Below are 24,460 nucleotides of genomic sequence, written 5' to 3'. Positions count from 1 at the left end.
CGATTGCCATAAGTCTGTAAGGAACCGTAGGGCACCTGTAGAAGGCCAGGAAATTATATGGAAGATAAGAATAAGACAATCAAGGAAAAGCTCCAGGGTTCTGGTGACGCCGGTAAGAAGAAGAAACTGGTGATCAAGAAGAAGCCAGAAGAAAAGACCTCTTCTCCCTCTCCGACCAGAAAGGAGACGGCGAGTGAATCTCCTGTGAACCAGAGACAATCCTCGAATCCGAACTCGGGTGCGACCTCGAATCCTCGCCAGCAGCACGTACAGGCATCCTCTCCGAAAGAGCCGCAACATTCGGAACCGAGGCAGGAACGACAGGATTATCCTTCGTCTAAAACTTCTTCTTCCCCAGGAGGAGATCACTCTGGCGGTAGATCTCCTTTCCAAAAAGAAGACAATAATATCATTGTTTCCCGTCCGAACCAAAGACAGACCTATACCGGCCCGAATAATCGGGATTCTTCCTCCGATCATTCTGGCGGTGGCTACCGTGGAGGATACCAAGGTGGCGGTGGTGGCCAAGGCGGACAGGGTGGCGGCTATCGCGGTCCTGGAGGCCAAGGTGGTCAAGGCGGTGGCTACCGTGGAGGATACCAAGGTGGCGGTGGCGGCCAAGGCGGACAGGGTGGTGGTTATCGCGGTCCCGGAGGCCAAGGCGGACAAGGTGGCGGTTATCGTGGCGGTCCCGGAGGCGGAGGCCAAGGTGGCGGCTATCGTGGTCCCGGAGGCGGACAAGGTGGTGGTTATCGTGGAGGTCCCGGAGGTGGAGGCCAAGGCGGCGGCTATCGTGGTCCCGGCGGCGGACAAGGTGGTGGTTATCGTGGAGGTCCCGGAGGTGGAGGCCAAGGCGGCGGCTATCGCGGTCCCGGTGGCGGTCAAGGTGGTCCCGGAGGCGGACCAGGTGCAGCCGGTCCTCCCGGAGGAGAAGGCAGAGGAGTCCTCGGCCCTTCCAATAAAAAACGCGGCGGTGGAGATAAGGAAAAGTCGGGAAGAGCGGAATCGTCTTTCGGCACGGAAAATTCCAAATTCTTCAAGCAAGCCTTTCGCAAGCAGAAGGGTGGAGGTCCGACCGGTGTTTCCGTTCCTAAGGAAATTACTATATTAGAAAATGTTCAAGTTGGCGAACTCGCCAAGAAAATGAACCTGAAGCCCGGAGACGTCATCGGAAAACTCATGAAAATGGGTATGATGGTCACGATCAATAATATCATCGATGCAGAGACGGCTTCTATTCTTGCGGACGAATACGGATGCAAAGTCAAAGTCGTTTCCCTCTACGAAGAAACTTTGATCGGAGAGGAAAAAGACAATCCGGAAGATTATATCCACAGACCTCCAGTCGTTACGATCATGGGGCACGTAGACCATGGTAAGACGAAACTGTTGGATACCATACGTAAGTCTTCCGTAATCGATACGGAATCGGGTGGAATCACACAGCATATCGGCGCGTATCAGGTGAAAACCGCGAGAGGCGAGGTCACTTTCTTGGATACTCCGGGTCACGAAGCCTTTACTTCAATGCGTGCCCGAGGCGCCAAAGTAACGGATATCGTAATCCTGGTCGTCGCTGCGGATGACGGAGTCATGCCCCAAACCTTGGAAGCTGTTTCCCATGCGAAGGACGCTAAGGTTCCGATCATCGTTGCCATCAACAAAGTGGATCTTCCGGCGGCCAATCCGGATAAAATCATGCAGGAATTGGCCAATCACGGTCTCCAAGCGGAAGATTGGGGCGGAGATACGATGTATTGCAAGATTTCCGCAAAGGAAAACATCGGGATCGACAAACTCCTGGAAGCGGTGCTTTTACAGGCGGAAGTATTGGATCTGAAGGCCAACCCGAAACGCAGAGCAAAGGGAACCATCGTGGAAGCGAAATTGGATCCGGGTAGGGGAGCCGTCGCCACGGTTTTGATCCAAAACGGAACCTTGCATATCGGAGATCCTTTCGTAGCGGGAGTCTTCTCCGGTCGCGTCCGTGCGATGTACGACGATTATGGCCATCTGATCAAGGAAGCCGGACCGGCTTTTCCGGTGCAGGTGACCGGCTTGGACGGAGTTCCGGATGCGGGAGCGCCCTTCGATGCGATGGAGGACGAAAAAGAAGCCAGAAATATTTCCCAACACAGAATCGAGTTCGAACGGATCGGAAACGCCGGTGCCGCCGGATCGAAAGTAACTTTGGAAAATATGAACGAGTTCATCAAGCAAGGCGCTTTGAAGGAACTCAAGGTGATCATCAAGGCCGACGTTCGAGGATCTGCGGAAGCGATCAAGGAAGCTTTGGAAAAACTCTCCACTCCGGACGTAAAACTGAACGTCATCCAATCCGGTGCCGGCGCGATCGTGGATATGGACGTAATGCTCGCTTCCGCTTCGAATGCGATCATCGTAGGTTTCCATGTCAGAGCGAATCCGAAGACCATCGCCTTGGCGGAAAAAGAAGGAGTGCAGATCAAATACTACAGCATCATTTATCAGGTTGTAGACGAGATCAAAATGGCCATGGAAGGGCTTCTCGAACCCGAAAAGATCGAGGAAGTCATCGGGACCGCCGAAATCCGGGAGATCTTCAAGGTTTCCAAAATCGGAAATATCGCCGGTTGTATGGTCACGACGGGAAAGATTACGAAAGCTTCGGGAATCCGCGTGATCAGCGACGGAGTCATCGTGTTCGACGGAAAGCTCAAATCCTTAAGACGATTCAAGGACGAGGTAAACGAAGTCGTGAACAATTTCGAATGCGGTATCCAAGTGGACGGCTTTAATGATTTTAAAGTCGGGGATACGATCGAAGCATACACGGTAACGGTGATCAAGCGGAAGCTAGACTAAGAGGCGGTACCTTTGAGTCCGATCCGTAAAAGAAAAATCGAAGCGGAGACGGTTCGGACCGTCGCCATGATGATTTTGACGGGTAAGGTAAAGGATCCTCGGGTTCATATGGTTTCCGTCCATCGTTCGGAACTTTCCGAAGACGCTAGGTTTCTGAACGTATACGTTACTTCTATCGTTACCGACAAGAAGAAGGAAAAATTACTCGCAGGCTTGAATAGCGCTGCGGGTAAATTTGCCGCCACTCTTTCTACGAAGTTGAATCTGAGGGTAACGCCTAAGATTCACTTCGTTTGGGATGAAGAATATATCCAGGGTTTAGATGAATCCCTTCGACTTACGAGAAAACCCACAAATCCGGACTGAAATCGGTTTTTTGCTGTTGGACAAGCCGGTAGGAATGACTTCCTCCGATTTGGTCATAAAAGCCAAAAAATCCTTGGGACTGAAAAAAGTCGGTCACACTGGTACCCTAGACAAGGCCGCCTCGGGTTTGATGGTTCTTCCCATCGGCTCCTCAACCAGCTTTTCCTCTCTCTTTCTGAACAAGGACAAGGAATATCTCGCCGAAGTCCAATTCGGCTTTTCCACAGATTCCGGGGATAGGGAAGGTCTTGTCTTAGAGGATTGGGAGGAGTCGAAAGTAAAGGAATGGTATTCGGAGAATCGCTCGAAACTGGAAGGAATCCTGTCCAGTGTCTCAAATTGGGAGGAGCAAATTGCTCCGGAGATCTCCGCTTTAAAAGTGCAAGGCAAGAGAAGGGCTCAATTGTTCCGGGAAGGCGTGGACGTACCTCCTAGCATTCGAAAAATCAAAATTTACGAGTTTGAGACCAAGGAATTGGGAGCGACAGGCATGTCCTTTCGGACGAAAGTTTCGGGCGGGACCTATATCCGAAAACTCGTGATGGACATCGGAAATGCCTGCGGTTTACCCATGAGCCTAAGATCTTTGGTCCGAACCAAAGTGGGAAAATTGACTTTGGAACAGGCGGACCATTTTCCCCGTCTGGAAGAAAAGACCGTCAAAATTCATCCGCCGGAGGAAATTTTGGACATTCCTACTTTGGAAATTCCCGGAACGGAGATTCGAGACGTATTTCATGGGAAAAAGATCAAACTGGAATGGATTCCTGCCCAAGAATTCCTGTTAACTTCTCCCGAAGGCGAGATCTTGGCCTGGTGCAAACGGGACGGCCTTCCTGGCAGTTTATCCTATAAATATTTAAAAGTCTTTCCTAAAAATTAGCTTGGACGCCCAGCCCTGGCATCTAAAAATTGGCAAAGGTACAATCAAGCTATGATAACTACGGAAGCCAAGAAGCAAATTATCTCCGCATTTGCGAAAGATAAGAACGATACCGGATCCACCGAAGTGCAGGTCGCTCTCCTAGACGCACGCATCAAAGGACTAAACGAGCATTTTAAAGGCCATAAGAAAGATTTTCATTCCAAAACCGGGCTGTTAAAGCTGGTGAGTAAGCGCAAAAAACTACTCGAATACCTGAAAAGAAACGACTTAGAGCGTTATAAAAAACTGATCGAAACTCTCGGACTCCGCAAGTAAAGGAGTTCATTATGGCAAAATCAATTTCCGGCCCGTTTGGCCGGGACACAATCACTCTCGAAACGGGAGACTGGGCCAAGCAGGCTCACGGGTCCGTAGTTTATAAAACCGGAAATCTTGTTCTACTCGCCACCGTTTGCGCCGCCGACGAACCGAAAGAAGGGCAGGATTTCTTTCCGCTTACCTGCGAATACTCCGAAAAAATCTATTCCGTGGGCCGCTTTCCGGGGGGGTATTTCAAGAGGGAGTCCAAACCGTACGAGCACGAGGTTTTGAATTCCCGCATCATCGATCGCCCGATCCGTCCGTTATTTCCGGAAGGATATTTTTGCGAAGTGCAACTGTTAGTTCAGGTTCTGTCTGCAGACAACGAAGTTTCCACAGCAGGTCATGCCTTGAACGCCGCGTCTGCAGCGTTATCTATTTCTAATATTCCTTTTAACGGACCGATCGCGGGAGCGCGGATCGGTAGAATCAACGGGGAATTGGTCATCAACCCTACGAACAAGGAAATCCCGAATTCCGATTTGGACCTGATCGTAGCGGGAACGAAAACCCATATCGTAATGATCGAAGGCGAAGCGAAGGAATTGTCCAACGAAGAGATGATCTCTGCGCTAAGATTCGCGCAATCCCACATTTCTAAATTCGTGGAATTGCAGGAAGCTTGGGTCAAGGAACTTGCCGTAGTCAAAAAGGAAGTCAAGCTCAAACAAAAAGACGAGGCGCTCCTGACCACGGTCCGAGAATATTCTTTCGATAAGCTTTCCGCAGCGAATCGGACTTCGGACAAACAATCCCGTTCCAAGGAAGTTGCGAACGTCAACAAAGAAGTTGTGGAATACTTTAAGACCACCGTGACCGATCCGGAAAAGATCAAGGACATCAAGAATTTCCTTCACGAATTGGAATACGAGATCGTTCGTGAGCAGGTGTTGCACGAAGGAGTCCGTTTTGACGGTCGCAAATTGGACGAGATCAGGAATATTTCCGTAGAGATGAGTCCTCTTCCCGGAGCGCACGGGTCCGCGGTCTTTACCAGGGGACAAACCCAATCCTTGGGAACGGTTACCCTCGGTACGGCTTCCGATAACCAAAGATATGAAACTTTAGAAGGGCAGAAGGAAAAGAACTTCATGCTCCATTATAATTTCCCGGCGTTTTCCGTAGGAGAGGTGAGACGTTCCTCCGGACCGGGAAGGAGAGAGATCGGTCACGGAAATTTGGCGGAAAGAGCTTTGAAATTGGTTCTTCCTAAGATGGATGATTTTCCCTACGTGATCCGGGTCGTTTCGGAAATATTAGAATCCAACGGTTCTTCTTCCATGGCTTCCGTTTGTTCCGGATCCTTGGCTCTGATGGCGGCAGGGGTTCCGATCCGTTCTTCCGTTTCCGGAATCGCGATGGGATTATTCTCCGATGATAAGGGTAGATTCGCCGTTCTGTCCGACATTGCAGGGTTGGAAGACCACTTCGGGGATATGGATTGCAAGATCGCGGGAACCCGCAAAGGGATCACCGCGTTCCAAATGGATTTGAAGGTTACCGGAGTTGCCTTCGAAGTTTTGGAATCGGTCTTTGCCCAGGCTCAAAAAGCCAGATTCCATATCTTGGACGTGATGGAAAAACATATCTCCAAGGCAGCAGAATCCGTTTCGAGAAAGGCGCCTAGAATCATCATCAAACATATTCCGAAAGATAGGATCGGAGAATTGATCGGTCCGGGCGGTAAGAATATCCGCGCGATCATCGAGGCTTCCGGTGCGGACATCAATATAGACGACGACGGAAGAGTGACCATTGCCGGATCCAGCATGGAATCCGCGGAAAAAGCGGCGGGAATGGTCGAAGGTTTCTTTGCGGAAGTAGAGGTCGGTAAGATTTACGAAGGCAAAGTGAAGAGGATTACCGATTTCGGGGCCTTTGTGGAGATTCTTCCCGGCAAAGAAGGTCTTTGCCATATCTCCAAGTTGGATTCGAAACGGGTAAATTCCGTAAAAGACGTGGTTCGCGAAGGGGAAATGATTCGGGTTCGGGTTTTGAATGTGGACAAAACCGGAAAAATAGATCTTTCCCGTAGAGACGCTCTCGAAGTTTAATTCATGGATGTTAGGTGTCGGCTCCGGTCGACACCTTCTTTCTAACATTGGCGTTAAAAGAAGAACAAACTCATAAAATTCGATTATCAAACGGTATCACCGTTCTGTTTCAACGCGCCCCCTATTCTGCCAGCGTTTCCGTAGGCGTTTATGTTCGCGTCGGGTCCCGGTCGGAAACCGGAACGGAGGCGGGATACTGCCATTTCCTAGAACATATGCTGTTCAAAGACACGGAAAAAAGATCCGCGAAACAGCAGGCTGAGGACTGGGAACGGGTCGGGGCCTATTCCAACGCGGCTACTTCCAGAGAATACACATATTTTCACGCGACTTTAGCAGCTTCCGACCTAGGACTCGGGCTGGAGTTATTATCCGAAATGATGTTTCTTCCGTTGTTCCGGGAGCGGGATATCCGAACGGAAGCCGAAGTCGTTCTGGAAGAAATGAAGGGTTACGAAGATTCTCCCGAGGACGCAGTTCACGATTTTTATTATAATAATTTCTTTCCCGACAATGCGCTTGGACGAGATATCATCGGCACCGAAGCGAGCATTAAGGCTGTGACTCCCTCTTCCTTGCGGGACTTCTACGAAAAATACTACCATTCGGAAAATATGATCATCTCCCTTTCCGGGGATTACGAGCCGGAGGTAGTTTTGCGAGAGGTGGAAAAATACTTTTCCCGAAAAACGAAAGCGGGAGCTTCCGCTTCGTTCGAGACTCCGAGGAAAGAGTTCGGCTTTTTTAGAAAAGGAAATAAGGAAACGGAACAAACCTATTTTATTCTGGGCGGGGAGGGTTGTCCCAGAGGATTTCACGATGCAACCCGTCTTTCCCTTCTCACCCATATCTTAGGGGGAGGAATGTCTTCCCGCCTCTTTCAGAAAATCCGGGAAGAGAAGGGACTATGCTATAATATTACGAGTTACCCTTCTTCGTATCGCGATATCGGGGTCACTTCCATCGTATGCTCCTCTTCCAAAGACAGATTTTTAGAATCCATTTCCCTGATCCTAGAGGAACTTCGGATATTTCTGGACAACGGCATCACCGCAAAGGAGCTCCAGGATGCAAAGACGAACCATGAAGGCAGTCTTTCCATAGGATACGAACATACGGAAAGTCGAATGAACAATGTCGCCTTTCAGGAAATCTATTACGGAAAATATTATACTCTCGAGGAAAGAATGCGCGAGATTCGATCCGTTACTTTAGAAGAATTGAATTCACTTTCCAGAAAGATCCTTGCTCTTCCTAAACTCCATTTGTCCGTTTTTGCAAAAATGAATTCCAAAGAGGAGGAAAAGGTCCGGAAGGTTTTCGAATCTTTTTCCTATCCTTAATAGAACTTTTCATGAAAATTCCAGTTAAAAAACTTCATCCGAGCGCAAAACTACCGGAAATCAAAACGAGCGGTTCCGCCGGATACGATCTGTATTCTTGTCTGGATTCCGTCTGGGAGCTTCCCGTCGGTGAAGTCAGGTTGGTACCGACCGGCCTCTCTTTTGCCATTCCGGAAGGATATCATTTTGAAATCAGGCCGAGATCCGGATTTTCCACGAAGCACAATCTGTTGCTTCCGAATTCGCCGGGAACAATCGACTCGGATTATCGTGGGGAGCTCCTCGTTCCGATATTGAATTTAGGAAAGTCTGCCTACCATTTGGAAAACGGAGTTCGGATCGCTCAACTTCTTCTCAGGAAGACTTGGCTCATGGATTGGGAGACCGTTGAAGAATTACCGGAGACCGAAAGGGGAGCCGGAGGATTCGGGAGTACGGGGCGATAGGCCCCACCCTACTCTGGGCGGGGGCCGGTGCGGTGGTACCCGCGACCCGCCGGCTTTGACCACATAGCAGAATTTCGGGCTTTTGGAAAGGGATTTTTCTTTCCCTTTCTTGTTGGAGCTCCAACAAGAAAGATTCCAAAAAATCTTGCTCCAGGGATGCTTTAGGGTCGGGGTTTGGCGGAAAGTTGTCCAAGAGCCCGGCCCCTTCGCTCGAACCTGGGGGGCCTCCTGTAAATCCCTGAGTACTGCAATCCTATTCCCCGCACTTTGGGTTCGAATTCTCTTTTCCTTTCTCGAAAAACTGCCGATTTTTAGTAGGTATGGAAGTAAAGTCAGGATTCGACCAGAACGCTTTGATTTGGGAAAGGGGGAAGGCTGCCCTTCCTTATCTGCTGCTTTTTATCGGAATTTTTCTGACCCTTTCCCTAGGGTCCTTCTCCATTGCCGAAAACGGCGTGCAGACGAATCTCTTCGGTCGGACAGGACATTATCTATCCTGGGGAATCCTGTATTTATTCGGAAACGCCGCCTATGTCCCCGGAATCATGTTGATTTTGACGGGCGGAACCTTATTGGTCAAACCGAACCAGGATGCCACGAGCAAATTGCTTACGATTCCTCTCTTTTTGCTCGCGGTCTCCGTAAGCCTTAACGTGTTCGGAAATCCTTCCGGTATTTCTTTCGCTTCGAACGGAGGAGTGCTGGGCCAGGCTTTGGCTGTGGCTCTCGAATACGTACTCGGAACGACCGGCAGACTTCTCATCCACTTCGTCATCTATTTCTACGGGATCCTGGTTTATTTGAACGAATCTCCCGTACATTTTTTAGGAAGAATCATGGCGCAAGGCGGCTTCTCCCTTTCGGATTGGAAGAACCAATGGCTGGCGGGTTACAATCAAAACCCTCGTCCTTCCGAAGCACAAACGTATGCCAGGCTCTTTCCTGAACGTACCAGAAGCTTCTCATTGGGGGATAATATTACGAAATTTTTAAGTACTCGGAAGGAGGATCCGGATTCGATGACCCAGGAATCTCCTCCTTGGTTTCGAAGAGAAGCCGCATCGGAAGTTTCGACTCGGACCTCGCAGGAAATCGTCCCTCCTCGCCAAAGTCCCTATGAAAAAAGGGATCTGGAATCCTTTATCCGTAATGAAAGAAGGAACTCCGAAACGAAGAATCTTCAGACTCGGATTCAATATAAGAATTCGGGAATGTTAGAGGGCTTTTTCGAAGAGGACCGAAAAATTTTCCAATTCAAAAGCGCCTCTTCGGATCTTTTGGAAAAAGTCTACGGAGTTCCGACTTCCGAAGAGAGGACGTTTGCAAAAGATCCCGGAAATTGGGAGATACTGGATTTTCGCAGCGGCGGAAAAGTCGCCTCTCCAGTGACCGAATTTCTCGATCCGAAAGAGATAGAGAACGATAAAGTCGTCGAAGAGAACGAGGAGAATTTTTCACCTCCGGGATCGGATCTCGCGGATTCTTTCCCAGAAGAGGAAAAAGAAGAAGCTCCCGAGCAGGAGGACATTTCTTCCGAGGCTAGGTTCGAAGAAGCGGAGGAGTCGGAAGAGGAAACCGCCCAGGAGAATGTTCTCTCCGTGATGGAATCTCCGATTTCTGAGATTTCTGCGCCGATCGAAGAAAGGATACCGGAAAGAACGGAAACTCACAAACGGGCGGTTCCGGTCGAGGACAAACCGAAACAGGCGGAACTCCCGTTTACCCCCGTTTCGATGGTTCCGATCTTTCGTTCCAAGCGATCCGTTTATCATATACCGTTAAATCGCCTTCATACGAATCCTACGAAAATACAGGACGCTCTCTTCCGAGTCGAATCGGAAAAGGTGGCCTTTGAAATCCAGAATGCCCTGAAAGTGTACGGTTATGAAACCAAAGTAGTGGCATGGGAGCGCGGACCGATCATCACCCGTTACGAGTTGACACCCCCTCCCGGAATCAAACTGGGGCGGATCACTTCTTTGACCGACGAATTAAGAATGTATCTGGCGGTCAAAAACGTACGTATCGTGGCGCCGATTCCCGGAAAATCCACGATCGGTATAGAAGTCCCGAACAAGCACAGAGAGGATGTGCTTCTCGGAGATATTCTTCGTTCTTCTTTAGCTCCGAAAGGGAAGAAGAAGGATCTGAATATAGTCATCGGAAAGGATATATCCGGTAAGTTGATTTCGATAGATCTGAACAAGCTTCCCCACTTGCTTGTCGCGGGCACGACCGGATCCGGTAAGTCCGTCTGTTTGAACTCCATGATCGCTTCTCTCGTACTAAACCTTTCTCCCGAGGAAGTCCGCTTTATCATGGTCGACCCCAAGATGGTGGAACTCACTCTCTTCGAGGATATACCTCATCTACTTATGCCTGTGATCAAGGACGCTAGAAAGGCGACCAAGGCTTTAGCATGGGTGATCCAGGAAATGGAAGCCCGTTACGATGCGGTCTCCCAACTGAAATGCCGAGATTTCCGTTCCTACAACGAGAAAGTAGAGGAGCACTATCACCAGGAAGGATATTCCAAGATGCCTTATATCGTCGTATTCATCGACGAGTTGGCCGACCTAATGATGGTGTCCGGAAAGGATCTGGAAGATGCGATCACTCGAATCAGCCAAAAATCCCGCGCGGTCGGAATCCATCTAGTGATGGCGACGCAAAGGCCGTCCGTAGACGTTATTACCGGTTTGATTAAAGCGAACTGTCCGGCTAGAATCGCGTTTCATGTGGCTCAGAAAACGGATTCGAAAATCATTCTGGATATGAACGGAGCCGAGTCCCTTTTGGGTAAAGGGGATATGCTCTACAAATCGCCCACATCGGCCGACTTGGCTCGGATCCAGGCTCCCTATATTTCCGAGGAGGAAATCGAAAAGATCGTGGAGGAAGCGAAGCGATACGGTTCTCCGTCGTACGTGGAACTCGATTTCGAGGAGGAATCGGAAACGGATTCCGCGGAGGAAATGGACGAGGAATTATTCGATAAAGCATGGGATATCGTTCGAACGGAAAGAAAGGCGAGCGCTAGCTATCTCCAGAGGAAATTGAAGATCGGTTATAACCGAGCCGCTCGGATTATGGAGCTGATGGAGGAACGGGGGTACGTGACTCCGATTCTAGGTTCGAAAGGACGGGAGATCCTAAGATAAATCGGCGTTGTCGCTGTCCGGGGATTTTTCGCCCGGAAAAAAGAAACCAAGTGACAGGCGGGCCGATACTCTCCATCCTGGAAAAAAAATCCCGGCTTTTTCTCAAAATGAAAGATCGTAAGAATTTCCGAGTCTCCAAGGTTTTAGTTTTCGGGCTTTTTGCCCTGTGTGCGGCCTTGGGCCTGGGAGCACAATCTTCCACAAAGCATGGTTGGAACTCTCCGTCCGAAGTGGTAAAGAAAGTGCGTAAGACCTTTTCGGAGATCAAATCCTATAAGGCGGATTTCGTCATCCAAACGGAGTCCAATAAAAAGACAAGATCCATGAAAGGGATCTGCTATTATAAAAAAGGCGGAAAGATTCGGTACGAATTTTCGGATCCCGCCGGAGACGAGATCGTATCCGACGGAAAGACTCTTTGGATTTTCATCAAGCGCCTGAACGCGGTGGGAAAACAGGATTTAACTTTAAATAAATCCAATAAGTCCGGGCCGATTTTTGCCGCAGCTACCGAGGAAGGACTTTCCCGCATTTTCCGGAAATATCATTACAAGTTCGATTCGATAGAACAACCTCAGATTTCCCCCAAGGATAACCGTAAGTATTTCGTACTGGCCTTGGAGCAAAGGGAAAAGATCGGAGGGTACGAAACCATGACTCTCTATGTGGACGAACAGAACTTTTTGATCAAAAGAGCGGTTGCAAGCGACGGTCGAGGCAAAACCACCACTGTGGAGTTTTCCGGCTGGGATCGAAACGCGGATGTTGAAGATGGGCTTTTTAATTTCCGCCCTGATGGAAATGCAAAAATCGTAAATAACCCCTTGGTATCGGAAGAATAATCTTCCCCTGAAAAGGAGAGCGGAATTGAATCAGAAGCGTGTAGGGCAGATCCTTAGGGAGGCTAGGGAAGAAAAAAAACTCACTGTAAAAGACGTGTCCAAGGACACCAATATTTCAGTGAAATATATCCTTGCGTTGGAAACGGAGGATTACGCGCAATTTCCCGGTGAAACGTTTACGATCGGTTTCTTAAAGAACTACGGAAGTTATCTCAAGCTGGATACGGGCATGTTGGTGAATCTCTACCGCGGAGAAAAGATAGAGGAATCCCAAGCGCCTCTCGAGGAGTTGACTCGTCCGACTTCCTCCTTTTATTACGACCTGAATATAGACAAAAACAAACTCATCACGGCCGTCGGAGCTTTATTGATCGTAATTCTTGGAATATTCGCTTTTCCTTATGTATTTGACGGATCCGGAAGCGGTGACGAAGTCTCCGAAGACGGGCGTCGGAAACTGGAGATCCCTGAAAATATCGATTTCGTAAACAGGTCCGTTCCTGAAACCAGACCGGAAAGTTTCATCCTGACTACGAACCAAGGGGTAAGTTTCAGCGTTTCCAACCAGCAGTGCAAATTGTTCATCACTGGAGTGGAGCAGGGTTCCGAGACCAACAAGGCCCTTCTGGCTTTTAACGTCTATCCTGAGTTGAACGTCTATAAATTCAAACTTTCGGAAGGGGAGGAAAAGGTTCTCAGTTATACCGTTCCAGAAATTTCCTCTTTGAGAAGAAGTATCCGGATCACCGCTCAGAGTGTTACCGCCAGTTCCGCGAAGGTCCTTGTTTCTCTGAACGAGGAAGAGCGCCCGGGAAATTCCAATGCGACCAAACAGGGAACCGAAGATTCGAATTCGACCAAGACCTTAGGAGATGTTCCCATCCAAGTCACACTTTTCTTTTCCAAACCCAGCTATGCCGAATTCATCATGGATGGACAGATGGGATTCAGGGGATTGGTGCAGAGCGGAGAAACCAGATCCTTGGAAGCCAAGGATCGACTGGAGTTGAAGGTAGGGGACGGTTCCGCCGTAGAAATGATCCAGAACGGAAAGACCAAGGTAGTCCTAGGCCGCCCCGGAAAATTAGTTAAGAAAGTCTTTATTAAAACGCCCAACCCTTACGATAGCACCCAGTTTATCATCAAGGAGCTGGGCGAGTAGAAGGTCTTTTGGAGAAGAAGTTTTATATCACCACCCTAGGATGTCCCAAGAATACAGTGGACTCCATGAGTATGCACCATTCCCTTTTGGAGGAAGGATTTTCTCCCGCGTCGACGCCCGAGGATTCCGACTTCCATCTGATCAATACCTGTACGTTTATCCGTTCCGCAACGGAAGAGACGATCCAAACCATTTTGGGAGCGACCCAAGCTAAAAAACGCGAAGGGCAGAAGGTGGTGGTGGTCGGCTGTTTTGCGGAACGCTATCCCAAAGATATTTCCTCGGAAATACCCGAAGTGGACCTGGTATTCGGAACAGGGAGATATTCCCAAGCAGGAAAAATTCTGCGGGAAGCTTTCCGACGCGATCTGGAAGGAAATCCCAAACCGGAATTCAACGCGGAACTGATAGAAAGGATGAAGCTTTCTCCCGGGATCGAAAATTATTCCAAACCCTATGCCTATGTGAAAGTTTCCGACGGTTGCAACCGCGGCTGTGCGTTCTGTATCATACCTTCTCTCCGAGGCAAGTTCCAGGATTCTCCTCTGGAAAACATACTTCAGGATACCGCAAGAGCGATCTCTGCCGGCGCCAAGGAAATTTGTCTCGTCTCTCAGGACACTGTGTACTACGGGAAGAACAGCGATCTTCTCTTGGACATGATCCGACGAGTCTCTGAGGTCCCGAGTCTGGAAATTCTGCGTCTTCTCTATCTATATCCGGATAAAAAAACGGAGAAAATCCTCGGACTCTTCCGTGAGATCCCTAAAATCGCTCCTTATCTGGAATCTCCTCTCCAGCACGTTTCCGAGAGAGTGCTAAAATCGATGAATCGTAGCGGGAGTTATTCCGCTTTCCGGGATTTGTATTCCCTAGCGAGGGAAACCCGCCCGGGGCTTGAGATCCGGACCTCTTTTATCTTGGGATTTCCCGGAGAAACGGGAAAGGACGTGGACGAGATCCTTCGATTCCTAGAGGAGACGAGGCCCGAAAAGGTGAATCTGTTTTCGTATTCTCCCCAGGACGGTACGACCGGAGCGAACCTGGAACAAACCGTTTCCGAAAAGGAAAAGGCTAAGCGAATTAATGTAATTCGAGAAACTCATTTGAAGATTCTGCAGGAAATCCACGAGTCTCGGATCGGGAAGGAATATCCGGCGATCGTAGACGGAATAGAGGAAGGTTCCGCGATCGTGAGACGCTTCCAAGATGCTCCGGAAATAGATGAGATCGTATATGTGGAAGATCCAGGTCTCAAGCCCGGAATGATCGGAAAAGTGAAAGTGGAATCTTTTTACGAGTACGATATGATGGGAACCTGGTCGAACGCTTGAACTCCAATATTAATATACCGAATACGCTTACGGTCCTCCGTGTGGCCTCCTTGCCATTCTTCATCTGGTTTTTGTATCAAAAAGAGCAGGCGTATCATATCGCTGCTCTGGTTCTGTTCGCGGCGGCGTCCGTCACCGATTTTATCGACGGATACTTGGCGAGAAAATGGAAGCAGGAGACCGAATTCGGAAAGTTTCTGGATCCTCTTGCGGACAAGATCATCGTGGTGGGTTGCTTCACGACCTTTATCTTTCTGCACGAACAGATAGAACTCTGGATGGTACTCTTGATCGTAGGCAGAGACATGATGATCACGACTCTGCGTTTTTTGGCGATTCGGCAAGGGAATTCCATACGGACCACCATGTTGGGAAAGGTCAAAACCGCATTTCAAATGGGTGCGATCATTCTCATATTGATCTTCTTCATTCTGGTCTCTTCCAAAAAACGGACCCTGATCAACGACGTATATCACAGCGGAAAGGAAGCGGGATTTCCCGTTTTTACCATCGCTTCCGGGAACGCGGAGGCTTTTTTCCGTTCCTGGAAAGAGGAAGGAATTCCGAGTTGGGGGGATTTGGTTTTCGAACTGGGAGGTTTTGTTCCGTATTTCGGAATGTTGCTTACGACTTTCATTACGGTCTTATCCGGCATCCGTTATCTAGTTTCGAACCGGGAAGTTCTGCAGCCGAGCGCGATCAGGAGGGTCTTTCGTAAAAATGGAAATTAGAAAAGCGATATTGAAAGTCTTGGACCGTAAGCCTTTGACGGTCGCGGAAGCGGAAGCCGTTATGAACGATATCATGAAAGGTTCCGTATCCGAGATCCTTCTCGCCTCCTTTCTCACCGCATTGCGATCCAAGGGAGAGACGGTGGACGAACTTTTGGGATTTTCCCTGGCGCTCCGTAGGAACGCTTTAAAACCTAAGACGGTTTTTCCCTTCGACATGCTGGATACCTGCGGCACGGGAGGAGACGGAAAAGGAACGGTGAATATATCCACTCTTTCCGCCATCACTCTGGCATCCTTAGGGTTGAAGGTAGCCAAGCACGGAAATCGTTCCGTCTCTTCTCACACGGGTTCCAGCGATATCTTAACCCGATTGGGCTATAATACCGAAAAGACTCAGGAAGAAGTGGAATCCCATTTGATCGAAAGCGGCTTCACCTTTCTTTTCGCGCCTATGTGGCATCCTTCCATGAAATTTGCGGGTCCGGTCAGGAAAGAGTTGGGTTTTCGCACGGCATTTAATATGATAGGACCGTTGAGCAATCCCTTTTCTCCTCAGTACCAGATCATCGGAGTGTACGAACCGGAACTGATGGAAACGTTGATCCGGGTTCTTCAGGGATTGGGTTTGAAAAAGGCCTTGGTTTGCCATTCCCGGGACGGTTTGGACGAATTCTCCATCTTTGAAACCACGGATTACACTCTATTGGAGGACGGCGTGATTTCTAGGAAGGACTTCGATCCCAAGACTCTCGGGCTCGGAACACAACCTCCCCAGGAAGTATTCACTTCCGGACCCGACCAGGCGGAAGAACTCGCTCGTCGAATTCTAGAAGGGGAAAAAATTGCCGGAGCACATGCGGTCGCATTGAATGCCGGGGCAGGGTTATTCGTCATGGGAAAGGTTCGCTCGATCGAGGAAGGTTACCGGATCGCGCTAGAACAATTGAGCAGCGGAAAAACGAAGCAGTTCTTTCAAAATTTAATTACCAAACGGTAGGTTGGGAAAATACTGGCTCCAAACCGAACCACACCGGAACCCATTTAGGACAAATAAGATGCAATTCGATTTAAATTCATTTCTTTTACTCGCGCAAGCCTCGGATGCGGGTGCTGCGGCTCCGTCTGCGGGAAATCCTCTCTCTCTATTGACTTCTCCCTACGGAATGATCGCGGTTATGTTCGTGATCATGTATTTCCTGGTGATCCGTCCCCAGAGAAACGAGGAAAAGAAACGCAAATCCATGATAGAAAGCCTCCAAAAAGGGGATACTGTCGTCACTTCCTCCGGAATTCATGGAAAAGTGGTGGAGTTCAAGGAAAACAACGATGTCGTTGTTTTGGCTATCGCTAAGGATACGAATGTGACGTTCAATACGAGCACGATCGTAAAGAAGAAGGAAGGGTAAAAACCGCAACCTTCCGATAGGTATAGTAGTGACCGGGTGAGATGATGAAAAAAATCCTATGCCTCTTTCTTTCCATAACTCTGACCCTTCCTGCCTTCGGCCAGGATGGGGAAGAAATCGATTTTTTGGACAAGGTTTCCGAGCCTAAAAAAGCGACCGCTCCGGCCGATAAAAAGGCCCAGAGCGCGAAGGCCGTCAAAAAGAAGAAATCTAGGAAAGGTTCCAAGAAAAAGAAATCTGCGACCGAGGCAAAGGAAAACGAAACCAAGAAAAAGGTGGAGCCGGAATCGGCAGTCGATCCCAAGAACGAATCCGGAACCGGTCCCGACGGACAATCCAAGAATACGGAAGAGTCCGTAGACAAGCCGGTCAAAAAGGAAGAGTTCGGGCGTCCTCAGAAGCCGTATTGGGTAAACGAAGAGACCGCGTTGAATCCGAAGAATCTTCCCGGATATTCGGACCCTTCCTCGAACGCTTCCAAATCGGAGAATTCCTTTCAGGAAAAACTAGGAAATATCCTGCAGATGGGTCAGGATAAAAAGAAGGAAGAAGAAAAACGTAAGGCCGCCGAGCATAAGGACCAAAACGCGATCGTCTCCTTCTTTTCGGAATATAAAAAACCCATCATCATTCTCGGACTGATCATCCTATTTGCCTTATACCGCCTTCGGGCGGGCGGGCCGCGTAGTATCAGCCGGCGCTCTCCGGTGACAATAAATAAAGTGAGAAGAGACTAGGAGTCGAAATTGAAATCCGCCCAATGGATCCTTGTACCCATACTCGTTGTAGCAGCTTCCTTAACGCTACTGTATCCTAACTTCGCAACCAGAGAGCTGGAGCTTGCGATTCGAAAGGAATTCCGGGATCTTCCGGAAGAAAAGAAAAAGGCCGCTCTGGAAAGTTTTTCTGAACGTTGGAAAAAGGAATACGATCCTAAGGGCGCCTGGAAGATCGAGCCTGATCCTGGAATCCTTCCCGACGCGGATTATTATTTGGTTACGGGAAGATTCATCACTTCCGCAAAAATCAATCAGCTTTCCCAGGAAAACCAGGAACTCATTCTGGAACCCAAGAATAAGCTGCGGCCTACTTGGGTGGAGAAATATTTCTTCGGGGAGAGACCTCTTACGATCAAGCTGGGATTGGACTTGCAAGGGGGAATGCGCGTCGTTCTGAAAGGGGACTTCGAAGATTACGCCTCCAAACTCAGGGACAGTTATGCGAAGGAAATCGAAAGCCTGAACAAGAAATCCGAGGATAAGAGTCTGGCCGAAAAGGAAAGACAAGAAGCAAAGGATCGTCTCGCGGAGATCGAAAGCTACTTCACTCTCAATCCCTCCAGAAAACTGATCGAGTTGGAAAAAGCGAAACTCATCATCGACAATCGTCTCACGAACCAGAATTTGACGGAACCCCAGGTTCGTATCCAGAAGGACCAGGATTCCATCGAAGTATCCCTTCCCGGGGTCAGCAATTCCTCCCAGATATTGGATATCATCCGGAACACCGAGACGGTCGAATATAGGTTGAAGGAACCCGCCAGGGATCCCAAAAGCCAAAACGACAGCCGTGGAACGTACCAAACCCTGATAGACACGGAAGAAAATCGCCTGGTCGCCGAGGACAAACGGGAACAGACCGATATAGTAAAATTTCAGAATATTATAAAACAAAAAATCGGAAAGGATGAACAGGATAAATTCCTCGTAACCCTGGAAAAGAAATACAATATTCCGGAAAAATACAAGTTATACGCACTATGGGCGAGGGGCGCCAACCCGAAAGCTCCACTCCTTCCCCGGGAATTCATCGTTTTGGAAAGAGCCATCGCGCTCGACGGAAAGGACATGAGGGACGCCAGACCTTCCTACGACAATAACCGTCTGGGATATTTCGTTTCCTTTACCCTGACCTCCGCGGGTGCGGAGAAATTCTTCGAAATCACGTCCAAAAACGTAGGTCGTCAATTGGCCATCGTCTGGGGAGATAAGGTGATTTCCGCTCCGGTGATCAAGGGACCGATCGCCGGGGGGAATGCGCAAATCGACGGAGACTTCAGCCGCGAGGAAGCGGTCGATCTTTCGAACGTGATCAGCGAAGGAGCTCTACCGATTCCGCTCAGTGTTCTTGAAATGAGGTTCATCGGTCCCACTCTCGGAATCGAATCGATTGAGGTCGGTTTGAAGGCCGTGCTTTTGGGATTCGTACTGGTAATCTTGTTTATGGTCGCGATCTATCGTCTTTCCGGTTTGGTGGCGGATATCGCCCTGCTCGTAAACGTGATCGTTCTCATGGCCTTGCTTTCTTTGATGGGATTCACTCTGACGCTGCCCGGTTTTGCGGGGATTATCCTTACGGTCGGTATGGCCGTGGATGCGAACGTGATCATTTACGAACGTATCAAAGAGGAACTTCGAGCCGGCAAGCATGTCACCGCGGCGGTTGCCCAAGGTTTCGATAACGCATTTTGGACCATCGTAGATAGTAACATTACGACTCTTATTTCCGGTATTCTGATGATCAAATTAGGAAACGGACCGATCAAAGGATTTGCGATCACTCTCTGCTGGGGGATCGTCACGTCCCTATTCACTTCTCTTTTCCTAAGCAGAATGATTATGGATCTGCTCGTAAATAAACTCGGGGTCACGAGACTCCAAATCGGATTCAAGAGGCTGGTGCCCAAAAATGTTTGATTTTATAAAATACAAATACCTTTCCATCACTCTTTCCACGCTCCTGATCGTCGTGGGTTTCGGAGTGACTTTCGGGAAATACAAGGGCTTTGCCACCTCTTTGGACTTTGACGGCGGACTCAGAACGGTCGTGGAATTCGACCATTCCGTCGATCGGAAAAGTTTGGAGGATTATTTTTCCTCCAAAGGGATCGAAGCCGTCCTTGTCCAAATGGACAAGGAGAAGAATCATTTCCAGATCGATATCGGATTGGGTTCTGCGGATCGGATCAAGGAATTGTATTTCCAAAAAAAGGGAAATCCCACTCCGGAAGCCAAACAGATTTCGGCGATCGACGCGCTGATCGGATTGCTGACCGACGATTTTAAACTCGACAAAAAGGCGATTCTTTCCGCCAACCAAGTCGGGTCCGTGGTGGGAGCGGAATTGACCTCTACAGGAGTCACTCTTCTCGGGATGACTCTTTTAATCATTCTGGGATATTTAAGTTTTCGTTTCCAATTCAAATTCGCGTTAGGCGCTATTCTCGCTCTTGTTCACGATTTGGTCATCACCTTGGCGTTTATCGGATTCTTCCAGATCAAACCCAGCGTTCCTATTATTGCCGCCCTTTTGACCCTGTTAGGATACTCCATCAACGATACGATCGTAGTGTTCGACAGGATCCGGGAAAATTCCGGAAACATGAAGGACGTGTTTTCCAACGTGATCAACATCTCCATCAACCAAACATTAAGTAGAACCATCAATACCTCTTTTGCCACCTTGATCTCCGTCGTAGCGATCATCATAGGAGGAGCGGTGGAATTGTATGACTTTGCGTATGTGCTCACGTTTGGAATCGTCTTAGGAACGTTTTCCTCCATATTCATCGCCGCTCCTTTGGTGGATATCTTCGACGACTTAGCGAATCGGTTTAGAAAATCTTGAAACACACCCTCCCGAAAGAAATTCGGGAGGAACTCCTTCGATCCTCCTTTTTGTCCTTAGGATTCTCCTCGCCGAATCCTCCGGTCGCTTGCGTGTTGGCCGATCCTTCCTCCGGAAGAATCCTGGCTTCCGGAAGGACCCAGGTAGTCGGAGGAAACCATGCGGAACGGGAGGCCTACCGCCGATTCCGAGAAAAGTTTCCGGAAGGTTTGCCTCCTCACGATACGTACGTGACGTTGGAACCTTGCTCCCATTTCGGTAGAACTCCGCCCTGTCTGGATTTGTTTTTAGAGGCAAAACCGAAAACTCTATATTACGGTTGGCGGGATCCGAATCCTCTCGTCAAAAAAAAAGACGGACTCGCGGAACTGAAGGATGCAGGGGTGAACGTGGTGCCCCATCCGGAACTCTCGGAAATCGCCTCCGTTTTTCTGTTCGGATTTTCGAGTGCGGTTCTGAGATCCAAGCCTTCCATCCTGTTGAAATCTTCTTTAAGCGCAGACGGATTCTATTCGAGCGATCGCGGACTCAAAGAAAAGATCTCCAGTACGGTTTCGGATTTTTTTCTCTCCGTTTTGCGGGCAAAAATGGACGCGATTTTGGTAGGTCCGAAGACCGTTCGGATCGATCTGCCTAAGTTGAACTTCAGAGCCCCCAAAAAGCAGATTCCCGTATTCAAAAAAATAGATATTCTAAAATCGGATACTGCCCCTTTGCCTGGCGGGTTTTCCGGTTTGATTTCCGAATTGTTCCGATTCGCTGGAAAGGAGGAAGTGATTTCGGAGCATGCGACTTACGAGAGGGATTACCAACCTCTTCGGGTTTTTTTTCTGCCCGAAGAATCGGAAGTTCCGGAAGATTTCTGGAAAACCCAGGAAGAATTAAACTCGAAATACGATTCGAAAAAGATCGCCTTTTTTCTTTCCGACGACATAAAATACGATACTGCATCTAGGAAACGGTTGGAGGATTTGTCCGAAGGAAGGGTGATTTCTTATCCGAAACATTCCTTCAAGGATTTGGTTCTGGAGAGATTGGCAGGCTGGGGAGTAAACATTGCCTTGGTAGAAGGCGGAAATTTTTTGTATTCCGAATTTTCCCGAGAGATGCAAATTGGCGACGCGTGTTTGCAGGTCCGATCCGGCGCGATCCACCTGGAACAAGGGAGACGTCCGGACTGGAAAACGGAATTGTGTCCTGATGAGAAATTCCGAGTCGATTCCGACGAGTGGGAGATTTTGAAAATATGTTCACCGGATTGATAGAAGCTATCGGAAAGATCGAAAGCGTTTCGGATACGGGAGAAGGCAAAGTATTTTCCGTACGCACAAAATGGAAGGATCCGGACCTAAAAAACGGGGATTCTATTTCCGTGAACGGAGCCTGTCATACGGTGATGTCGTTTCAAGGAAGTGGTAATGTATTCGAGTTTTATTCTTCCTACAGGACTCTGGAACTCACGAATTTCGGAACCTTTCGCGTTGGAACCACGGTGAATCTGGAGCGCTCGGTCCAGCCTCATACTAGAATGGGTGGTCATTTCGTCACCGGTCATGTGGACGCTACGGGAACGATAGGTTCCGTAGAAGAGAAGGATGACGGAAAGGTGCTCCGGATTCTCGTCCGCCACGATCCGGAATTTTCCAAGTATTTTGCGGTGCGCGGTAGTGTCACCGTGGACGGAATCTCGTTGACGATCGTGGATTCCCATCCTGGAGAATTCGAACTCGTATTGATTCCGGAAACTCTGGAAAAAACGAACGCAGGTGTCTCTTGGAAACCGGGAGCCAAGGTCAATCTGGAAATCGACCTTGTGGCGAGATACCTGGAGCATCTATTGAAATCCGGCAAGGGAGAAAACTAGGATTCCGGAAGGAGTCCCGGGAAATTCCCGCATTTCTCTCCGTTTCCGCCTCCTAAGTTCGTTGGGATTCCAAACGGCCGAAAGCGTTTTTCGGCTTGTTTCCTCGATTATGATTGGTAAAAATCAAGTCCAATAAATGAGGTGGAAATAGAATTATGATCGGACCCATCGAACAAGCCATCGAAGACATAAAAGCCGGAAAAATGATCATTCTAGTGGATTCCGAAGATCGTGAAAACGAAGGGGATCTCGTCTGCGCCGCCCAATTTACCGACAAAGAAAAGGTCAACTTTATGGCCACTTACGGAAGAGGCTTAATTTGCTTTCCTATGGAAGGGGAAAGACTGAGACAACTCGGCTTGAACCGAATGGTCGACGACCATACTTTAGGAGACAAACACGGGACCGCATTTACGGTTTCCGTTGACGCACGGGAAGGAACCACCACGGGGATTTCGGCCCAAGATCGAGCGACCACCATCCAAGTGTTGATCGATCCGAAAACGACTCCGAACGATCTCATGAAACCGGGACATCTCTTTCCGTTGCAGGCTGTGTCTGGAGGAGTTTTGAGAAGAGCGGGTCATACGGAGGCTTCTGTCGATCTTTGCAAGCTGGCGGACCTATATCCGGCGGGAGTCATTTGCGAGATCATGAACGACGACGGAACGATGGCGAGACTGCCCGATCTGGAAAAGTTCGCAACAAAACACGGATTGAATATCTATACGATAGAAGATCTGATCCGTTACAGAAGAAAAAAAGAGAACTTGATCCGCCTGGAAGTCGAGACGAAACTTCCCACCGAGTATGGCGATTTCCAAATCCGCGCTTATTCCACTTTGATAGACGACAAGGTTCACATTGCTTTGATCAAGGGAGAGGTCGACAAAAACGATCCGATCATGGTCAGGGTCCATTCCGAATGTCTAACCGGAGATATCTTCGGAAGCGGACGATGCGACTGCGGTCCCCAACTTCATTCCGCGCTTTCCATGATCGCACAGGAAGGGAAAGGTGTGCTCCTGTACATGCGCCAAGAGGGGAGAGGGATCGGGCTCATCAACAAACTGAAGGCCTATAATATGCAGGACGAAGGCCTGGATACCGTGGAAGCCAACGAAAAATTGGGTTTTGCTCCCGACTTGAGAGAATACGGAGTGGGAGCGCAGATCCTGAAAGATATCGGGATCGGGAAGATGAAATTACTGACCAACAACCCGCGGAAGATCGTCGGTTTGGAAGGCTACGGCCTGGAAGTAGTGGATCGGATCCCGATAGAAATCAAACCTACCGGAAACAACCACCATTATCTCTTTACCAAAAAGATGAAGATGGGTCACCTCCTCGGCCTGAACTGACTCACTTAGGGTTGGAGACGTTTTTTCTCCCAAGAGGATCCGTATTTCAGGAATTGGATTCTGTCGTGGAGTCTACTTCTTCTTCCCTGCCAAAACTCGAATTCGTACGGGGTAAGTTCGTATCCCCCCCAAGTTGGAGGTAGCGGGACAGTACTATTTTCATATTTCTTCGCGAGTTCCTCGAATCTGATTTCCAATTCCTTTCTGTTCGCCACCGTTTTGCTTTGGTCGGAAGCAAGGGCTCCGATCTGGCTGGAAACGGGACGGGAATGAAAATATTCTTCGGAAACTTCCCGTTGCACTTTTGCAATGCTCCCTCGTATACGGACCTGTCTTTCCAGTTCCGCCCAAAAGAACAGAAGGCAGGCGCTCGGGTGTTTTTCCAATTCCTGTCCTTTGGTACTGGCGTAGCTTGTAAAGAACCGCAGCTTCCCTTCCGAAATCGATTTGAGTAACACGATTCGTGCGTTCGGCATTCCAGACTCGCCGATCGTCGCTAGGGTCATCGCGTTCGGCTCCTTGATTTCGGAATGCAATGCCTCCTCGAACCAACGGGAAAAGAAGGAAAGGGGATCGTCTCCTACTTGGGATTCGTCCAGCGAGGCTTTTAGATATTCATTCCGAAGATCGGCGATATTCTGGGGCATTTGTTTTCTCCTCCGGGAAAAGG

21 protein-coding genes are annotated in these 24,460 nt (G+C 49.0%); 20 read left to right on the top strand and 1 reads right to left on the bottom strand.

Translation table 11 applies throughout. The annotated features are described in order from the left end of the window. Positions 1-57: 57 nt before the first annotated feature. From infB to EHO60_RS11740, 20 genes are all read left to right on the top strand, one after another. Positions 58-2,844 carry a translation initiation factor IF-2 gene (gene infB / locus EHO60_RS11835; RefSeq protein ID WP_135768395.1) on the top strand — a complete coding sequence of 929 codons (2,787 nt, stop codon included), beginning with the start codon at positions 58-60 and terminating at the stop codon, positions 2,842-2,844. A 12-nt stretch (positions 2,845-2,856) separates the two neighbouring features. After that, the gene (rbfA, locus tag EHO60_RS11830; protein ID WP_135768394.1) at positions 2,857-3,210 is read left to right on the top strand and encodes a 30S ribosome-binding factor RbfA; all 354 of its coding nucleotides are present in this window, start codon (positions 2,857-2,859) and stop codon (positions 3,208-3,210) included. Further along, complete coding sequence (gene truB / locus EHO60_RS11825; RefSeq protein ID WP_135768393.1) at positions 3,167-4,093, top strand: tRNA pseudouridine(55) synthase TruB; 927 nt, start codon at positions 3,167-3,169, stop codon at positions 4,091-4,093. The genes rbfA and truB overlap by 44 nt, the downstream gene beginning before the upstream one ends. 51 nt (positions 4,094-4,144) lie before the next feature. Continuing rightward, on the top strand, positions 4,145-4,411 hold the full coding sequence (gene rpsO / locus EHO60_RS11820; RefSeq protein WP_135768392.1) for a 30S ribosomal protein S15: 267 nt from the start codon (positions 4,145-4,147) through the stop codon (positions 4,409-4,411). An 11-nt stretch (positions 4,412-4,422) separates the two neighbouring features. Further along, complete coding sequence (gene pnp / locus EHO60_RS11815; RefSeq protein WP_135768391.1) at positions 4,423-6,510, top strand: polyribonucleotide nucleotidyltransferase; 2,088 nt, start codon at positions 4,423-4,425, stop codon at positions 6,508-6,510. A 47-nt stretch (positions 6,511-6,557) separates the two neighbouring features. Next, positions 6,558-7,853: a M16 family metallopeptidase gene (locus tag EHO60_RS11810; protein ID WP_135768469.1), complete on the top strand. Its 1,296-nt coding sequence runs from the start codon at positions 6,558-6,560 to the stop codon at positions 7,851-7,853. Between the two features lie 11 nt (positions 7,854-7,864). Beyond that, on the top strand, positions 7,865-8,299 hold the full coding sequence (gene dut, locus EHO60_RS11805; RefSeq protein WP_135768390.1) for a dUTP diphosphatase: 435 nt from the start codon (positions 7,865-7,867) through the stop codon (positions 8,297-8,299). 320 nt (positions 8,300-8,619) lie between these two features. Continuing rightward, positions 8,620-11,460, top strand: a complete 2,841-nt coding sequence (locus EHO60_RS11800; RefSeq protein ID WP_135768389.1) for a DNA translocase FtsK — start codon at positions 8,620-8,622, stop codon at positions 11,458-11,460. Positions 11,461-11,567: 107 nt separating this feature from the next. Beyond that, positions 11,568-12,302 carry a LolA family protein gene (locus tag EHO60_RS11795; protein ID WP_135768388.1) on the top strand — a complete coding sequence of 245 codons (735 nt, stop codon included), beginning with the start codon at positions 11,568-11,570 and terminating at the stop codon, positions 12,300-12,302. 25 nt (positions 12,303-12,327) lie between these two features. Next, positions 12,328-13,464, top strand: coding sequence for a helix-turn-helix domain-containing protein (locus tag EHO60_RS11790; RefSeq protein ID WP_135768387.1), 1,137 nt, complete (start codon positions 12,328-12,330; stop codon positions 13,462-13,464). An 8-nt stretch (positions 13,465-13,472) separates the two neighbouring features. Then, the gene (gene rimO, locus EHO60_RS11785) at positions 13,473-14,798 is read left to right on the top strand and encodes a 30S ribosomal protein S12 methylthiotransferase RimO (protein WP_135768386.1); all 1,326 of its coding nucleotides are present in this window, start codon (positions 13,473-13,475) and stop codon (positions 14,796-14,798) included. Then, on the top strand, positions 14,795-15,529 hold the full coding sequence (pgsA, locus tag EHO60_RS11780; protein ID WP_135768385.1) for a CDP-diacylglycerol--glycerol-3-phosphate 3-phosphatidyltransferase: 735 nt from the start codon (positions 14,795-14,797) through the stop codon (positions 15,527-15,529). Before rimO ends, pgsA begins: the two co-directional genes overlap by 4 nt. After that, positions 15,519-16,529, top strand: coding sequence for an anthranilate phosphoribosyltransferase (gene trpD / locus EHO60_RS11775; RefSeq protein ID WP_135768384.1), 1,011 nt, complete (start codon positions 15,519-15,521; stop codon positions 16,527-16,529). The genes pgsA and trpD overlap by 11 nt, the downstream gene beginning before the upstream one ends. A gap of 58 nt (positions 16,530-16,587) precedes the next feature. Beyond that, the gene (gene yajC, locus EHO60_RS11770; protein ID WP_135768383.1) at positions 16,588-16,938 is read left to right on the top strand and encodes a preprotein translocase subunit YajC; all 351 of its coding nucleotides are present in this window, start codon (positions 16,588-16,590) and stop codon (positions 16,936-16,938) included. A 41-nt stretch (positions 16,939-16,979) separates the two neighbouring features. Next, a complete protein-coding gene (locus EHO60_RS11765) occupies positions 16,980-17,675 on the top strand; it encodes an SRP-less Sec system protein (protein ID WP_425460291.1) in 696 nt (231 codons plus the stop codon). Positions 17,676-17,684: 9 nt separating this feature from the next. After that, a complete protein-coding gene (gene secD, locus EHO60_RS11760) occupies positions 17,685-19,634 on the top strand; it encodes a protein translocase subunit SecD (RefSeq protein WP_135768382.1) in 1,950 nt (649 codons plus the stop codon). Beyond that, entirely contained in the window at positions 19,627-20,565 is a 939-nt protein-coding gene (gene secF, locus EHO60_RS11755; RefSeq protein WP_135768381.1) for a protein translocase subunit SecF, read from the top strand. Before secD ends, secF begins: the two co-directional genes overlap by 8 nt. Then, positions 20,562-21,827 carry a bifunctional diaminohydroxyphosphoribosylaminopyrimidine deaminase/5-amino-6-(5-phosphoribosylamino)uracil reductase RibD gene (locus EHO60_RS11750; RefSeq protein WP_135768380.1) on the top strand — a complete coding sequence of 422 codons (1,266 nt, stop codon included), beginning with the start codon at positions 20,562-20,564 and terminating at the stop codon, positions 21,825-21,827. The genes secF and EHO60_RS11750 overlap by 4 nt, the downstream gene beginning before the upstream one ends. Next, positions 21,812-22,429, top strand: coding sequence for a riboflavin synthase (locus tag EHO60_RS11745; protein ID WP_135768379.1), 618 nt, complete (start codon positions 21,812-21,814; stop codon positions 22,427-22,429). Before EHO60_RS11750 ends, EHO60_RS11745 begins: the two co-directional genes overlap by 16 nt. Positions 22,430-22,584: 155 nt before the next feature. Next, positions 22,585-23,790 carry a bifunctional 3,4-dihydroxy-2-butanone-4-phosphate synthase/GTP cyclohydrolase II gene (locus EHO60_RS11740; RefSeq protein WP_135768378.1) on the top strand — a complete coding sequence of 402 codons (1,206 nt, stop codon included), beginning with the start codon at positions 22,585-22,587 and terminating at the stop codon, positions 23,788-23,790. A gap of 5 nt (positions 23,791-23,795) precedes the next feature. On the opposite strand, the gene pdxH is transcribed toward EHO60_RS11740, so the two are convergent. Continuing rightward, entirely contained in the window at positions 23,796-24,437 is a 642-nt protein-coding gene (gene pdxH, locus EHO60_RS11735) for a pyridoxamine 5'-phosphate oxidase (RefSeq protein WP_135768377.1), read from the bottom strand. Positions 24,438-24,460: the final 23 nt, after the last annotated feature.

Source organism: Leptospira fletcheri, assembly GCF_004769195.1.
Lineage (GTDB): Bacteria > Spirochaetota > Leptospiria > Leptospirales > Leptospiraceae > Leptospira_B > Leptospira_B fletcheri.
The sequence above is the reverse complement of the archived record's forward strand: the minus strand, read 5'-3'. Positions and strand labels throughout refer to the sequence as shown.